The sequence below is a fragment of the Serratia sp. 201 genome (assembly GCF_037027545.1).
Classification (GTDB): domain Bacteria; phylum Pseudomonadota; class Gammaproteobacteria; order Enterobacterales; family Enterobacteriaceae; genus Serratia; species Serratia bockelmannii.
The window spans coordinates 195,972-210,278 of the sequence record NZ_JAXCHC010000004.1 but is presented as its reverse complement, the minus strand read 5'-3'; the positions used below and the strand labels follow the sequence as shown (position 1 = coordinate 210,278).

Here is a 14,307-nt window from a genome sequence, read left to right as displayed (position 1 = left end):
CATGAAATACGCACTGGGGCCGGTACTCTACTACTGGCCGAAAAACGACATCGCGGCGTTCTATCAGCAGGCGGCGGAGAGTAACGCCGACATCATTTATCTCGGCGAGAGCGTCTGCACCAAGCGGCGCGAGATGAAGGTCGGCGATTGGCTGGCGCTGGCGCGCGACATCGCCCGCAGCGGCAAGCAGGTGGTGATCTCCACGCTGGCGCTGCTGCAGGCGCCGTCCGAACTGAATGAGCTGAAACGCTATGTGGAGAACGGCGAGTTCCTGTTTGAAGCTAACGATCTGGGCGCAGTGAACATGGCGGCGGAACGCGGTCTGCCGTTCGTCGCCGGCCATGCGCTGAACTGCTACAACGCCTATACTCTGCGCCTGCTGCGCCGCCAGGGCATGATGCGCTGGTGCATGCCGGTCGAGCTGTCACGCGATTGGCTGGCCAATCTGCTGACGCAGTGCGACGAGCTGGGCTTCCGCCACGACTTCGAGGTGGAGGTGCTGAGCTACGGCCATCTGCCGCTGGCCTATTCGGCGCGCTGCTTCACCGCCCGCTCGGAAAACCGCGGCAAGGACGAGTGCGAAACCTGCTGCATCAAGTATCCGCAGGGCCGCATGATGCGCTCCCAGGAACAGCAGCAGGTGTTCGTACTCAACGGCATCCAGACCATGAGCGGTTACTGCTACAACCTCGGCAACGAGCTGCCAAGCATGCAGGGGCTGGTGGACATCGTGCGACTGTCGCCGCAGGGCGCCGAGACGCTGGCACAGATCGACGCCTTCCGCGCCAACGAGCGCGGCGAGCAGCCGCTGGCCTTGACCAACCACGTCGACTGCAACGGCTACTGGCGCCGCGTGGCGGGGTTGGAGTTGGTGGGGTGATCCTCGCTCCCCTCCTCACCGAGGGGAGTTTTCAATCAACTCGCCCGCCGTTTCCTGAACATCCCTCGCAGCGCCACGCTGTTGCGCAAGAAGCCGACGCCGAAGCCCAGCAGGGTGTAGACCACGCCGAGCACCAGCATCATCATCACGTCGCCCCACACTTCATTCAGCGACAGCCCCATCTGGTTGACGCCGGCGATCGCCTTGGTGCCCCAGGTGGAGGGAATGCTGTACGAGATGGCGCGCACCCAGGCCGGCATCGACTGCAACGGCCAGATGGTGCCGGACAGGTAGAAGACCGGCGTAGTGATAAACGCCAGCGTCAGGTAGATCATCTCAACGCTGCGCAGGCACTCGGTCACCAGCTTGCCCAGCCCCAATACCGCCAGCAGGAACGGGAAGGTCAGCAGCAGCAGTTCGGCGATGTTCGCCGTCTGCCGATAGCCCAATACCCACGGCCACAGCACGAACAGCACGATCGACAGGAACAGCCAGATCGGCAGCAGCGCCGTCAGCCCGCCGAGGTGCGCCGCCAGCGGCGCTTTGCCGCCGGGCATGCTCTTCATGGCGATATTGACGCGGATACAGGCGATCAGCAGCGAGTGCTGCAACAGCATCACCAACAGGCCGGGAAAGATGATCGCCGCGAAGCTGATGCCGGGGTTAAACACGTCCAGCGTTTGCCCCAGTATCGGCGTCAGCAGTATCTGCGCCTGCCGTTCGCTGAAACCGCTGCGCAGCAGCAGCCCGTTGTTGTACTCCGTCAGCAACTGCTGATAGGCCGCCACCACGTCCTGTTGGATCTGGCCGTTGGCCAGACGGTTGGTGGCGTCGCCGTACACCGGCACCACGATGTTCTGCCCGCTGAGGATCTTCTTCTCCAGATCCACCGGCATGATGATCACCGCAAACAGCTTGCGCCAGCTGAGATCGCGCTGTGCCTGTTCCAGGCTGTCGTAGGTTTCAATCGCGATCTTGGAGGTGGCGTCCAGTTGGCGGATCAGCTGGCGGCTGGCGGTACTGTGGTCCTGATCGACCACCCCCACCGGCAGATCCCACACCGTGCGGTTGGCGTACACCAGGCTCATGATGCACAGCGACAGGATCAGCATCAGCCACACCGGCCGCTCCAGCATGCCGAGCAGCACCTTAACGAAGGTTTGCCAATAGAGCTTCATCCGGCCTCCCCCTCTTTTGCCAGCCGCGCCGGCAGGCGATTGCGCACCAGCAGCGCGGCCACCAGCGGATAGACCGCCAGCAGCGCACACACGCTGAAAATGGCGCTGGCGTGCACCTGCCGCAGGAACACGTCGAACATCGCGTACAGCGCGTGGGTCAGCGGTTCGATGTTGGAAATGATGCGCGCCGGCAGCGGCATCGACAGCTCAGGCACCGCCATGCCGGAGAACGTCATCGCGATACTGACCAAAATACCAATCAGGCTGTAGGCGGTGATGGTGCTGCCGGTAAAGGTGTACAGCAGCAGGCCGATGCTCTGCGCCGCCATCACGTAGAACAGGCCGATCATCAGCATAAACAGCGGATTGCCGCTGACGCGGGCGTCAAAGATACCCACCAGCGCCGCGATCTCCACCATCAGCAGGGTGGTGAAACACAGCGTGTACGGTGCCAGCTTGCCGAGCAGCGCCAGGCTGAACGGCTTGGCCTGCAGCAGCGACTTGCTGCGCGCCAGCACGTAGATCATGCAGGTCACCGCGAACAGCTGCAGCAGGTGGATGGTGGCGGCGAACTGCTGGTAATAGATATAGCTGCCGCTGGCGTTGAACAGGCTGCCGTAGGAGAGCGTCACGTCCGCCAACGGCGGCAGCGTTTTACCCATCTCGGTGGCGATGATGCTGCGGGTGCTGGCGTTGATTTCGTTCATCAGGCCGCCAAAGTCCTGGGTGGAGTACAGCCCGGCGCCGTAGAACAACGCATTGTAGTACATCACTACGCTAGGCTGTTTGCCCGACAGCGCGTTGGCCTCAAAGTCCGGCGGGATATACAGCAACGCGTAATCCTGCGCGCTGCGCAGGCGGCTCAGCGACTCCGGCAGCCCGCCGCCATATGCCTCGACGTGGGCATGCGAACCGGCGTCCAGCCGCCGCGTCAGCGATTTGGACAGCGGGCTGTGATCGCTGTCCACCACCGAGACCGGCAGATCGAGCAGCGTGCCTTCGGAGAAGTTGCTGCTGATCAGCGCAAACAGGATCAGCGGAAAGATCCAGCTCAGCCAGTGCACCACCGGGCTGCGAAAGGCGACGCGACACTCTTTGTCGAACGCGTGACTGAAGCAGCGCCAGCCGGCCCTTACTCTTTCCATTGCCATAAGGTGCTCATCCCCGGACGCAGGCCGTCCACCGGCTGTGACGGATACAGGCGCACTTCGAAGGTTTTCAGGTCGAAGTCGCCGGTGGCGCGGGTGGCGCGTTTGGTGGCGTAATCCCCCAGCGGCGCGATGTAGCGCACCTCGGTGTCGATCATTTTGTCCTTCAGCGCCGGCACCCGCAGCGTGACCTTGTCGCCTTTGCGCACGTGGGCCAGGATGTCTTCACGCAGGTTAAACACGAAGTAGGCGTCCGGCACCCGGATCAACGTCACCAGCGGGCTGCCGGCGTTCAGCAATTCGCCCACTTCGGCCGGGATCGGCCCCACTTCGCCGTCCACCGGCGCTTTCACCTGCAGATCGTCGCTCTGCGCCTGGATCTGCAGCAGATTCTCTTCCGCCGCCCGCAGCGCCGCCGCATATTGCTGCCGCTGCTCGACGCGGTCGCCGTTAATGCCTTCATCCAGATTGGCCTTGGCGGCCTGTACCTGCTGGAAGGCGGTGTCGCGCGACCGGCGCGAAGCGTCCAGCTCGGACTTCGAGATATAGCCCTTGCCGGCCACGCTCAGGTTGCGGTTGTAGTCATTTTGCGCATTGCGGTACTGCGCCTCGGCCTGCGCCAGGTTGGCGCGCAGGTTGCGGATGCTCTCTTCACGGGTGCCGTGCAGCGACAGCTCGAGCTGCGCCTTGGCCTCGTCGCGCGTCGCCTGTGCGGAACGCAGCTGCGCCATCAGTTCGGGGCTATCGAGTTGAATGATCAGTTGGCCGCTTTTCACGTCGTCGCCGCGTTCGATCAGGCGTTCAACGACCCGGCCTTTCGCCTTGGATGCGACGATCACTTCGGGGGCATCCACTTCACCCTGCAGCAACAGATCCTGATTGTGCGCGCGGAACAGGATCGCCAATGCGATCGCCGCCAACATCAGCAACAGGGTAAACAGCGTCTTTTTTTTCATTATGTCAGCTCCCGGAACGGTAAGCGGCGGGCGGGGATCATCATTTCCATGTCTCAAATTGCTCCAAAAAACACCATTGCTCTCATGAGGATATCACAAGCACATATCTCCTCTTTTATAACTATAAATTGGATTATGCTTTTAACACTAAAAAGCATCTTTTTTCGGCTTTTTGGTATGCAGACTCCTGCAATCGCCCTTTAAGCGATCCACTCTCTGATGGACGATGTCATGACTGAACACACTGCGGTACCGCTGTCGGTACTGGATTTATCGCCAATCCCGCAAGGGGCCAAAGCGCGCGACGCTTTCCACTGTTCGCTGGACTTAGCGCAGCACGCCGAACGCTGGGGCTACCAGCGCTACTGGCTGGCCGAGCACCACAACATGACCGGCATCGGCAGCGCCGCCACCTCGGTGCTGCTGGGCTATCTGGCCGCCGGCACCCAAAGCATTCGCCTCGGCTCCGGCGGTGTGATGCTGCCGAACCATGCGCCGCTGGTGATTGCCGAGCAGTTCGGCACGCTGGAGTCGCTCTACCCAGGGCGCATCGATTTGGGGTTGGGCCGCGCGCCCGGCACCGATCAGCGCACCATGATGGCGCTGCGTCGCCACCTGTCAGGCGATGTGGATACCTTCCCGCGCGACGTGCAGGAACTGCAAAACTATTTCTGCGATGCGCAGCCCGGCCAGCCGGTGCAGGCGGTGCCGGGCCAGGGGCTGCACGTGCCGCTCTGGCTGCTCGGCTCCAGCCTCTACAGCGCGCAGCTGGCGGCACAGCTCGGCCTGCCGTTCGCCTTCGCCTCGCACTTCGCCCCGGATATGCTGTTCCAGGCGCTGCAGCTGTACCGCGAGAACTTCAAACCGTCCAAACAGCTGGCGCAGCCGCACGCCATGGTATGCGTCAACGTGATCGCCGCCGAGAGCGATAGCGATGCGCGCTTCCTGTTCAGCTCGATGCAGCAGCAGTTCATCAATCTGCGCCGCGGTTCGCCCGGTCCGCTGCCGCCGCCAGTGGATAACATCCACGCGCTGTGGACCGCCGGTGAACAATACGGCGTCGAACAGGCGCTGCGGATGTCGATCGTCGGCGATGAAAAAACGGTGCGCCACGGGCTGCAAACGCTGCTGCGTGAAACCGATGCCGACGAGATCATGGTCAACGGCCAGATTTTCGATCACCAGGCGCGGCTGCGTTCGTTCGAGATTGTTGCCGGCGTGAAGGGCGACATCGTGAAGGGATAAAAAGCGAAAAGGCGGTGGGGAACCCCACCGCCTCGGCGTTAACGCTGGATCAGGTAGCGGATGGTCGGCCCGTCCTGCTGGATATCCAGCACCTTATAGCCATGGTTGCGCGCATCGAGCGGGATGTTGTTGATCGACTGCGGGCAATCGCTGATCACTTCCAGGATCTCCCCCGGTTTCAGCTGCGGCATCGCCTCCAGCGTCGCCACTGCCGGGTACGGGCAAGGCTCACCCAGCATGTCCAGCCGGTAGTCCGGCACTATCGTCGTCGCTTTCATGGCATGCTCCTCAAATTCACCACCTGCGCCTCAGGCCGGGCGCGGAAAAAGCGTTTCTCCCACCACAGCATGGCGGCGAAGGCCAGCGCCAGCAGCAGGTAAGTCACCAGCAGGCCGCCGATCGGGCCGAAGGTATCGAGCAGGTTGATCTTGTCGTAGTCGGTCGCCAGCGCCGGCGCCAGATCGTCCCAGTAATAGGCCAGCAGCGTAGCGCCGATGATGTTGCCCAGCCCCACCCACCAGTAGTGCACCTGCCCTTCCACCGCGCGGTACATCCAGCCGGTTTCGCAACCGCCAGCCAGCACGATGCCGAAGCCGAACAGCAAGCCGCCCAGCACCGCATTCGGGCCGGCCCACATGATCTTCGGCGCCACGCCGAGCTGCACGTAGCTGAAGATGCCGATGGCGCTCACCGCCATGCCGATGATGATGGCTTTCGCCATGTGAGTGCGGCCGGTGATCCACAGATCGCGGAACGCCGAGGTGAAGCAGATCTGCGCGCGTTCGATCAGCAAACCGAAGCCGATACCGAACAGCATGGCGATACCGAGCTTCGGCGCATCGAACAGCGTCCACAGCGACCAGGCCACCGCTAGGCCGAAGACCGCCATGCCCAGCCGGAAGCGGCGGCGCGCCTGCTCAGGCTTCTGCGTCAACGGCGCGGCGGACTTCACCTTTTGCAATTTGACCGGGATGCGGAACATCGGCAGCAGCGTGAATTTGGCGCCGAAGTAGGAGCCGGCGGCGGTCGCCAGCGCGAAGAACCAGGCATGCAGCGAGAACTGCGGAATACCGGTGAAGAAGGCCGCCAGGTTACAGCCCATTGCCAGGCGCGCGCCGAAACCGGCGATGATGCCGCCCAGCAGCGCCTGCACGATGCGAATGCGGTGCTGCGGCTGGCGCAGCTTGATGTTGTTGGCCCACAGCGCGGCGGCGATGCAGCCGGCGAACATGCCGATGATCATGCGCCCGTCGATGCGCTCCAGCGGCGTGCCCTGCAGGCCGATAACCTTGAAATAGCCCCACTGCTCAGGGTGCAGGCCGAACCACTGCAGCACATGGCCGCCCCAGCGGGTGAATTCCCCGGTCACCGCCCAGAAGGTGCCGGTCATGCCGAAGTAGTAGGTAGAAAGGATCCCGGCGGCGATCACCGCCGGCAGCGGCGCCCAAAAGCGCACCAGGTATTGAGATTTGAACTGCTGCCAACTCATGGCATCTCCCGTGCATATCATCCATAAGAAAAAACCTTATGAATGATACGCCATTCAGGGGCGTTTGACGGCAATTTTCAGGCATAAAAAAACCAGCCCGCAGGCTGGTTTTTCAGAGTGCTTCACCGCGAACGGTGAATCAGCGATTACGCGTCGCCGAAACGACGACGTGGTGCTGCCGGTGCGCTGTCATCACGGCGTGGCGCCGGCTTGCCGTCACGGTTGTAGTTACCGCCACGACGCTCGCCGCCGTTACCGCCTTCGCGACGTTCTCCGAAGGAACGACGTGGGCCGCCTTCGCGACGTTCACCGTTGAACGGACGGCCGTTACCGTTGCCACGACGCTCGCCACCGTTGCCACCGTCACGACGCTCGCGACGTTCGAACGGCTGTGCATCGCCCAACAGCTGCATGTTCATCGGCTTGTTCAGGATGCGAGTGCGAGTGAAGTGATTCAGGATCTCGCCCGGCATGCCTTTTGGCAGCTCGATGGTGGAGTGGGAAGCAAACAGCTTGATGTTACCGATGTAACGGCTGCTGATGTCGCCTTCGTTAGCGATAGCACCAACGATATGACGGACTTCAACGCCATCGTCACGGCCCACTTCGATACGGTACAGCTGCATTTCGCCAACGTCACGACGTTCACGACGCGGACGGTCGCCGTCACGGCTATCGCGGCTGTCGCGACGGTCGCCACGATCACCGCGACGATCGTCACGGTCGTTGAACTCGCGGCGCTGGCGCGGTTTGAAGACCGGATCCGGCGGCAGGATCAGCGGACGTTCGCCCTGAGCCATTTTCAGCAGCGCTGCGGCCAGGGTTTCCATATCCAGCTCTTCTTCCGGCTGCAGTTTGGTCAGCAGTGCGCGGTACAGATCCAGATCGCTGCTTTCCAGCTGCTGCTGAACTTTCGCGGCGAACTTGGCCAGACGACGCTCGCCCAGCAGTTCTGCGTTTGGCAGCTCCACTTCAGGGATGGTCAGCTTCATGGTGCGTTCGATGTTGCGCAGCAGGCGGCGTTCGCGGTTTTCCACGAACAGCAGCGCACGGCCGGCGCGACCCGCACGGCCGGTACGGCCGATACGGTGAACGTAAGACTCGGAGTCCATCGGGATGTCATAGTTGACAACCAGGCTGATGCGCTCAACGTCCAGGCCACGGGCCGCAACGTCGGTCGCGATCAGGATATCCAGACGACCGTCTTTCAGGCGCTCCAGGGTCTGCTCACGCAGCGCCTGGTTCATGTCGCCGTTCAGCGCGGCGCTGCTGTAACCGCTGCGCTCCAGCGCTTCGGCCACTTCCAGGGTCGCGTTCTTGGTACGAACGAAGATGATCGCCGCGTCAAAGTCTTCGGCTTCCAGGAAACGCACCAGCGCTTCGTTTTTACGCATGCCGTAGACCGACCAGTAGCTCTGGCTGATGTCCGGACGGGTGGTCACGCTGGACTGGATGCGCACTTCCTGCGGCTCTTTCATGAAGCGGCGGGTAATGCGACGGATCGCTTCCGGCATGGTGGCGGAGAACAGCGCGGTCTGATGTTCTGCCGGGATCTCAGCCATGATGGTTTCTACGTCTTCGATAAAGCCCATGCGCAGCATTTCGTCGGCTTCATCCAGCACCAGACCGCTCAGGTTAGAGAGGTTCAGGGTGCCGCGCTTCAGGTGGTCCAGCAGACGACCTGGGGTACCCACAACGATTTGCGGGCCCTGGCGCAGAGCGCGCAGCTGTACGTCGTAACGCTGGCCGCCGTACAGGGCTACCACGTTGACGCCGTTCATGTGTTTGGAGAAATCGGTCATCGCTTCAGCAACCTGAACCGCCAGTTCGCGGGTCGGTGCCAGCACCAGGATCTGAGGTGCTTTCAGGTCTGCCTGCAGGTTGTGCAGCAGCGGCAGCGAGAACGCTGCAGTTTTACCACTACCGGTCTGTGCCATGCCCAGCACGTCGCGGCCGTTCAACAGGTGAGGAATACACTCAGCCTGGATCGGAGATGGTTTTTCATAGCCCAGATCGTTCAGGGCGGAAATGATTGGAGCAGACAGCCCCAGATCAGCAAAAGAGGTTTCAAACTCAGTCGTCATGTACACGTGCCTCATTAATAATGGCAGCCAGTCTACATAACTCGTCGAGAAAATTTTCAGTCATTTTCATTGAAAAGTGTGAACCGGCTCAAATTAGATTATAAAACGAACAAAAAAGCCCTCGCCCGTTAAGGCGATAACTTTGGTTAAAAACCAATGTTCATCAGGCTGATAGGTGTTCGTCAGCTATTGCTGGTCCGATTCCGATAGGTCGTCTTGCTCTTGGCCCAAAAGCGCCAATTCCAACAATGCATAGCGGTGCTCAACGAAGTTGTGAACGTTGTTAGACACCGTCAGTTTGAACAGCGCCGAAGCGGTGTCCTTGTCCCCCAGACTCAGGTAGTGTTTACCCAAATAGAAGTCAGTTTCACTGAGATGCTCAGCGAGCGAAGTGTTATCCGTTGCATCTGCCTTGAGGCGTTCCATCAGCGTTTTTTCGCTGATCTTGCCCAGGTAGAATTCGACAATATTCCATCCCCATTGCCCTCTGTCCGATTTGTCATAGCGCTGCTGAAGCGCTACTTCGGCCTTCTTGGGATCGATTTCTCGCTCCACCAGATACAGCCATAACGAACGGAAGGGATCGTTTGGGTCGTCTTGATAAAACGCCTGCAGATCATCCTGCGCCAACGGGAAGCGGCCGCCATAATACAGTGCGATGCCCCGGTTTAAACGCGCGTAATTGTAAGTTGGATCAAGCTCTAGTACAGAATCAAACGCTTCATAGGCAGCATCAAAATTGCCTGCCTGCGTTAAGTAAATGCCCAGGTAGTTGAAAACTTCCGGCATGTCGGGACGTATCGCCAGCGCCTGCGAGAAATCATTGCGCGCTAATGCACGTAACCCGAGGCTATCATACAGCACACCGCGCTCATATAAAAGCTGTGCGCGTTCGTCATCCGTCAGTGCCCGGCTGGCAAGAATTTGTTCCATGCGCGCCAGGATCACTTCCTGCTGCAACGTAGGCTGCAACGGGATTGCCAAAACTTCGTCTTTACGCCAATCATGGTTGCTGCATCCTGCCAGCATGAGTGCTGTCGCAACGTAACACCAGCGCAAGAAAGGCTTCATTTCCCACTCCCGAAGACAAACATTGGATGAACGTCCTGTCCTCCGTTTGCTAAAACGCGGGTATCCTACCCGCGCGATACGAACAGCTCCCAACCCCATGGCGGGGAGCTGTAAAACTATCTATACAGTTATTCTGCTTCAGGCGCAGGTGAACCTGCTTCCGGCGCCATCGCTTCTTTGATGCTCAGACGCACGCGGCCCTGACGGTCAACTTCCAGTACCTTAACCGGCACTTCCTGACCCATCTGCAGATAGTCGGTCACTTTCTCAACGCGCTTGTCGGCGATCTGAGAAATGTGCACCAGACCTTCTTTACCACCGCCGATAGCGACGAATGCGCCGAAATCAACGATACGGGTCACTTTACCCTGGTAGATACGACCCACTTCGATCTCTGCCGTGATCTCTTCGATACGACGGATAGCGAATTTCGCCTTCTCACCGTCGGTCGCAGCGATTTTAACTGTACCATCATCTTCAATTTCGATGGTAGTGCCAGTCTCTTCGGTCAGTGCGCGAATAACGGAACCGCCCTTACCAATCACGTCTTTGATTTTATCCGGGTTGATGCGGATAGTATGAATACGCGGTGCGAATTCGGAGATATCGCCGCGTGGGGAGCTGATAGCCTGTTCCATCACGCCCAGGATGTGCAGACGCGCGCCCTTGGCCTGGTTCAGAGCCACCTGCATGATCTCGCGGGTGATGCCTTCGATTTTGATGTCCATCTGCAGCGCGGTGATACCGTCGCGGCTACCGGCCACTTTGAAGTCCATGTCGCCCAGGTGATCTTCGTCACCCAGAATGTCGGACAGAACCACAAAGTTATCGGCTTCTTTCACCAGGCCCATCGCGATACCCGCAACGGCAGCCTTGATTGGCACACCGGCGTCCATCAGCGCCAGAGATGCGCCGCACACGGAAGCCATGGAAGAAGAACCGTTGGATTCGGTGATTTCAGACACGACGCGAACCGTGTACGGGAAATCTTCCGGTTTAGGCATCATAGCCAATACGCCGCGTTTCGCCAGGCGACCGTGACCGATTTCACGACGCTTAGGAGAACCGACCATGCCGGTTTCGCCTACGGAGTACGGAGGGAAGTTGTAGTGGAACAGGAAGCTGTCGGTCTTCTCGCCCATCAGCTCGTCCAGGTTCTGTGCGTCGCGCGCGGTACCCAGGGTCGCGGTAACCAGCGCCTGAGTTTCGCCACGGGTGAACAGCGCGGAACCATGGGTGCGCGGCAGTACGCCGGTGCGCACGTCCAGGCCACGGATCATGTCTTTTTCACGGCCGTCGATACGCGGCTCGCCACGCAGTACGCGGCTACGCACCACGTTCTTCTCGACGTTGCCCAGGATGTCCTGGATTTCGCCGGCGTCCAGCGTTTCGTCCTGCGCCAGCAGGGTTTCAACCACGCTGTCTTTGATCGCGTCAACCTGAGCGTAACGCTCTTGTTTTTCGGTGATGTGGTAAGCGTCGCCCAGGCGAGCTTCTGCCAGTTCAGCCACGCGCGCGTGCAGCGCTTCGTTGACCGCAGGGGCCTGCCAATCCCACTTCGGCTTGCCGGCTTCGGCAACCAGGGAGTTGATGTTTTCGATAACCACTTGCTGCTGGTCGTGGCCGAACACCACGGCGCCCAGCATCTGATCTTCGCTCAGCACTTCCGCTTCGGATTCAACCATCAGCACCGCGCCTGCAGTACCGGCAACCACCAGATCCAGACGGCTTTCTTTCAGCTCGTCAGTTGTCGGGTTCAGCACATACTGATCGTTGATGTAACCTACGCGCGCTGCGCCGATTGGGCCGTTGAACGGAATACCGGACAGGCTCAGGGCGGCAGAGGCGCCGATCATCGCGACGATGTCCGGGTTCACCTGCGGGTTAACGGAAACCACGGTCGCGATCACCTGAACTTCGTTCAGGAAGCTGTCCGGGAACAGTGGACGGATCGGACGGTCGATCAGACGGGAAGTCAGGGTCTCGCCTTCGCTCGGACGGCCTTCGCGACGGAAGAAGCTGCCCGGGATGCGGCCGGCGGCGTAAGTACGCTCTTGGTAGTTAACGGTCAGCGGGAAGAAGCTCTGGCCCGGCTTGGCTTTTTTCTGGCCAACGACGGTAACGAATACGGCGGTGTCATCCATGCTCACCATAACGGCGGCGGTGGCCTGACGAGCCATCATACCGGTTTCGATGGTGACGGTATGCTGGCCATACTGGAATTTGCGAATGATCGGTGTCAGCAAAATTATATCCTTGATTAGCGGCGCGCAATCGCATTGACGACTCGACACGCCTGTGACTCGATTTGCCTTCTCACTACATCCTCGCGACTAATGACAATCCTTATCTCAGGCAGGAGATAAAGCCTCTCATTAGCCGCGCGAACCTCTGTAACGGAAGAACCTGTTTGGAAACATCAGTAATACATTAACCTGATTTGCTTATGCTTCCTAGAAGAAAGGGGCCCAAATAGGCCCCTTTCCACTGAAACTTGCTAGATTAGCGACGCAGACCCAGACGCTCGATCAGGCTGGTGTAACGTGCTACATCTTTACGCTTCAGGTAGTCCAGCAGCTTACGACGCTGAGAAACCATACGCAGCAGACCACGACGGCTGTGGTGATCTTTTTTGTGCTCGGAGAAGTGGCCTTGCAGATGGTTGATCTGCGCAGTCAGCAGGGCAACCTGAACTTCGGTAGAACCGCTGTCGTTAGTACCACGACCGAAATCAGCTACGATTTGAGCTTTAGCTTCAACACTTAGAGACATTGTAATACTCCAGATTATAGATAATAAAAACAGGCGCCGATCTCTAATTCAGCAACCCAATGCATAAGCTGCGCCATTCTACTCTTAGCGCAGTGCGATCGCAAGGCGACGCAGTGCCCCGCCGTCAGTCGAAATGCTCGACCACCAGGCGGCGCGGCGCCACGCGACCATCCTCGGCGATGTCGCCAACGCCGATGAATTTTCGCTCTTCACCCTCGGTGATACGCACCAGGCCGGAAGCCGGCGCGCCGGCGACTTGCACCGGTTGCCCCTGCTTGACGTAACCCGCAACCACCGGCAGCAAATTCACTTCCGGATAGTTCTCAACCGGGCTATCCATCGGCATCAGCAGCGGATCGAGTAGCTCGCCGGGCGCGATTTCTTGTTCCTGCGCCTGCGCCAGCAAAGCGTTCAGCTGTTCCAGCGTCACCATGCGCGCAATCGGATAAGTCGCCACCTGCAGGCGGCGCAGATAGATCACGTGCGCGCCGCAGCCCAGCAGCTCGCCGAGATCGTCGGTGATGGTGCGGATGTAGGTGCCTTTCGAGCAGTGGATCTCCAGCTCCAGCTCATCCCCTTCCCAGCGGATAAACTGCAGCTCGTACACCGTGATGCTGCGCGCTTCGCGCGGCACTTCAATCCCCTGGCGCGCATACTCGTAGAGTTTCTTGCCCTGGTATTTCAACGCCGAATACATCGACGGCACCTGCTGGATGTCGCCGCGGAAGGTGTCCAGCGCCGCGTCGAGCTGCGCCTGGGTGAAATTCACCGGGCGCTCCTGCACGATCTGGCCGTCGGCGTCGGAGGTATCGGTACGCTGCCCCAGCTTGGCGATCACCCGATAGCGCTTGTCGGAATCGAGCAGGTATTGCGAAAACTTGGTCGCTTCGCCCAGGCAAATAGGCAGCATGCCGGTCGCCAACGGATCGAGCGCGCCGGTATGGCCCGCTCGGTTGGCGTTGTACAGACGTTTTACTTTTTGCAGCGCATCGTTGGACGACAACCCCTGCGGCTTGTCCAGCAACAGCACGCCGTGGATGTCACGGCCGCGGCGACGAGGGCGACTCATTAATCCTCCTTGTCATCGCCTGAGGCGGAACGGCGCTCGGCGTCGTTCTTCACCACGTTGGTCACCAGGTTGGACATGCGCATGCCTTCCACCAGGGAGTTGTCGTAAGCGAAGGTCAGCTCCGGCACCACGCGCAGGCGCATCGCTTTGCCCAGCAGGGTACGGATATAGCCGGAAGCGTCCTGCAACGCTTTGATGCCGTTGGTGACCAGATCCGGATCGTGGTTCTCGGTCAATACGTTCAGGAAGGTGACGTAAACCTTGGCATACGCCAGGTCGCGGGACACTTCCACGCCGGAAACGGTCGCCATGCCGACGCGCGGATCTTTAACTTCACGCTGCAGAATGATCGCAATCTCTTTCTGCATCTCTTGCGCCACGCGTTGACCGCGGCTGAATTCTTTTGCCATTTTGG

At 59.9% G+C, this 14,307-nt stretch carries 14 protein-coding genes; 2 read left to right on the top strand and 12 right to left on the bottom strand.

From position 1 onward, the window contains the following. The first annotated feature begins 1 nt into the window (after window position 1). Window positions 2-880 (top strand): U32 family peptidase, encoded by an 879-nt coding sequence (locus WA302_RS19785; RefSeq protein WP_099817053.1) that lies wholly within the window; start codon window positions 2-4, stop codon window positions 878-880. Between the two features lie 35 nt (window positions 881-915). Here WA302_RS19785 and WA302_RS19780 read toward each other — a convergent pair whose 3' ends face one another. Genes WA302_RS19780 through WA302_RS19770 form a run of 3 tightly spaced genes read right to left on the bottom strand, consistent with a single transcriptional unit; the run spans window position 916 to window position 4,162 of the window. Continuing rightward, entirely contained in the window at window positions 916-2,058 is a 1,143-nt protein-coding gene (locus tag WA302_RS19780; protein WP_049203336.1) for an ABC transporter permease, read from the bottom strand. Further along, a complete protein-coding gene (locus tag WA302_RS19775) occupies window positions 2,055-3,209 on the bottom strand; it encodes an ABC transporter permease (protein ID WP_025305061.1) in 1,155 nt (384 codons plus the stop codon). The genes WA302_RS19780 and WA302_RS19775 overlap by 4 nt, the downstream gene beginning before the upstream one ends. After that, entirely contained in the window at window positions 3,191-4,162 is a 972-nt protein-coding gene (locus WA302_RS19770) for an HlyD family secretion protein (RefSeq protein WP_025305060.1), read from the bottom strand. Before WA302_RS19770 ends, WA302_RS19775 begins: the two co-directional genes overlap by 19 nt. 231 nt (window positions 4,163-4,393) lie before the next feature. On the opposite strand from WA302_RS19770, the gene WA302_RS19765 reads away from it, so the two are divergent. Next, window positions 4,394-5,407, top strand: coding sequence for a luciferase-like monooxygenase (locus WA302_RS19765; protein ID WP_025305059.1), 1,014 nt, complete (start codon window positions 4,394-4,396; stop codon window positions 5,405-5,407). Between the two features lie 38 nt (window positions 5,408-5,445). On the opposite strand, the gene yedF is transcribed toward WA302_RS19765, so the two are convergent. The 9 genes from yedF to rbfA all read right to left on the bottom strand — a co-directional run bounded on the left by yedF (window position 5,446) and on the right by rbfA (window position 14,302). Beyond that, complete coding sequence (gene yedF, locus WA302_RS19760) at window positions 5,446-5,685, bottom strand: sulfurtransferase-like selenium metabolism protein YedF (protein WP_033641662.1); 240 nt, start codon at window positions 5,683-5,685, stop codon at window positions 5,446-5,448. Beyond that, the gene (gene yedE / locus WA302_RS19755) at window positions 5,682-6,896 is read right to left on the bottom strand and encodes a selenium metabolism membrane protein YedE/FdhT (protein ID WP_049208590.1); all 1,215 of its coding nucleotides are present in this window, start codon (window positions 6,894-6,896) and stop codon (window positions 5,682-5,684) included. Before yedE ends, yedF begins: the two co-directional genes overlap by 4 nt. A 146-nt stretch (window positions 6,897-7,042) precedes the next feature. Next, on the bottom strand, window positions 7,043-8,980 hold the full coding sequence (locus WA302_RS19750) for a DEAD/DEAH family ATP-dependent RNA helicase (RefSeq protein ID WP_025305057.1): 1,938 nt from the start codon (window positions 8,978-8,980) through the stop codon (window positions 7,043-7,045). Then, complete coding sequence (yrbN, locus tag WA302_RS25345; RefSeq protein ID WP_223182019.1) at window positions 8,970-9,044, bottom strand: protein YrbN; 75 nt, start codon at window positions 9,042-9,044, stop codon at window positions 8,970-8,972. The genes WA302_RS19750 and yrbN overlap by 11 nt, the downstream gene beginning before the upstream one ends. Before the next feature lie 122 nt (window positions 9,045-9,166). Beyond that, window positions 9,167-10,051, bottom strand: a complete 885-nt coding sequence (gene nlpI, locus WA302_RS19745) for a lipoprotein NlpI (RefSeq protein WP_025305056.1) — start codon at window positions 10,049-10,051, stop codon at window positions 9,167-9,169. A gap of 128 nt (window positions 10,052-10,179) precedes the next feature. Continuing rightward, a complete protein-coding gene (gene pnp / locus WA302_RS19740; protein WP_025305055.1) occupies window positions 10,180-12,297 on the bottom strand; it encodes a polyribonucleotide nucleotidyltransferase in 2,118 nt (705 codons plus the stop codon). Between the two features lie 256 nt (window positions 12,298-12,553). After that, a complete protein-coding gene (rpsO, locus tag WA302_RS19735) occupies window positions 12,554-12,823 on the bottom strand; it encodes a 30S ribosomal protein S15 (protein WP_004933502.1) in 270 nt (89 codons plus the stop codon). A 124-nt stretch (window positions 12,824-12,947) separates the two neighbouring features. Beyond that, window positions 12,948-13,892, bottom strand: coding sequence for a tRNA pseudouridine(55) synthase TruB (gene truB, locus WA302_RS19730; RefSeq protein ID WP_025305054.1), 945 nt, complete (start codon window positions 13,890-13,892; stop codon window positions 12,948-12,950). Further along, the gene (rbfA, locus tag WA302_RS19725) at window positions 13,892-14,302 is read right to left on the bottom strand and encodes a 30S ribosome-binding factor RbfA (RefSeq protein WP_004933508.1); all 411 of its coding nucleotides are present in this window, start codon (window positions 14,300-14,302) and stop codon (window positions 13,892-13,894) included. The genes truB and rbfA overlap by 1 nt, the downstream gene beginning before the upstream one ends. Window positions 14,303-14,307: the final 5 nt, after the last annotated feature.

Coding starts and splice junctions, on each gene's coding strand:
- WA302_RS19785 (WP_099817053.1), top strand. CDS start 2: ATGAAATACGCACTGGGGCCGGTACTCTACTACTGGCCGAAAAACGAC.
- WA302_RS19780 (WP_049203336.1), bottom strand. CDS start 2,058: ATGAAGCTCTATTGGCAAACCTTCGTTAAGGTGCTGCTCGGCATGCTG.
- WA302_RS19775 (WP_025305061.1), bottom strand. CDS start 3,209: ATGGCAATGGAAAGAGTAAGGGCCGGCTGGCGCTGCTTCAGTCACGCG.
- WA302_RS19770 (WP_025305060.1), bottom strand. CDS start 4,162: ATGAAAAAAAAGACGCTGTTTACCCTGTTGCTGATGTTGGCGGCGATC.
- WA302_RS19765 (WP_025305059.1), top strand. CDS start 4,394: ATGACTGAACACACTGCGGTACCGCTGTCGGTACTGGATTTATCGCCA.
- yedF (WP_033641662.1), bottom strand. CDS start 5,685: ATGAAAGCGACGACGATAGTGCCGGACTACCGGCTGGACATGCTGGGT.
- yedE (WP_049208590.1), bottom strand. CDS start 6,896: ATGAGTTGGCAGCAGTTCAAATCTCAATACCTGGTGCGCTTTTGGGCG.
- WA302_RS19750 (WP_025305057.1), bottom strand. CDS start 8,980: ATGACGACTGAGTTTGAAACCTCTTTTGCTGATCTGGGGCTGTCTGCT.
- nlpI (WP_025305056.1), bottom strand. CDS start 10,051: ATGAAGCCTTTCTTGCGCTGGTGTTACGTTGCGACAGCACTCATGCTG.
- rpsO (WP_004933502.1), bottom strand. CDS start 12,823: ATGTCTCTAAGTGTTGAAGCTAAAGCTCAAATCGTAGCTGATTTCGGT.
- truB (WP_025305054.1), bottom strand. CDS start 13,892: ATGAGTCGCCCTCGTCGCCGCGGCCGTGACATCCACGGCGTGCTGTTG.
- rbfA (WP_004933508.1), bottom strand. CDS start 14,302: ATGGCAAAAGAATTCAGCCGCGGTCAACGCGTGGCGCAAGAGATGCAG.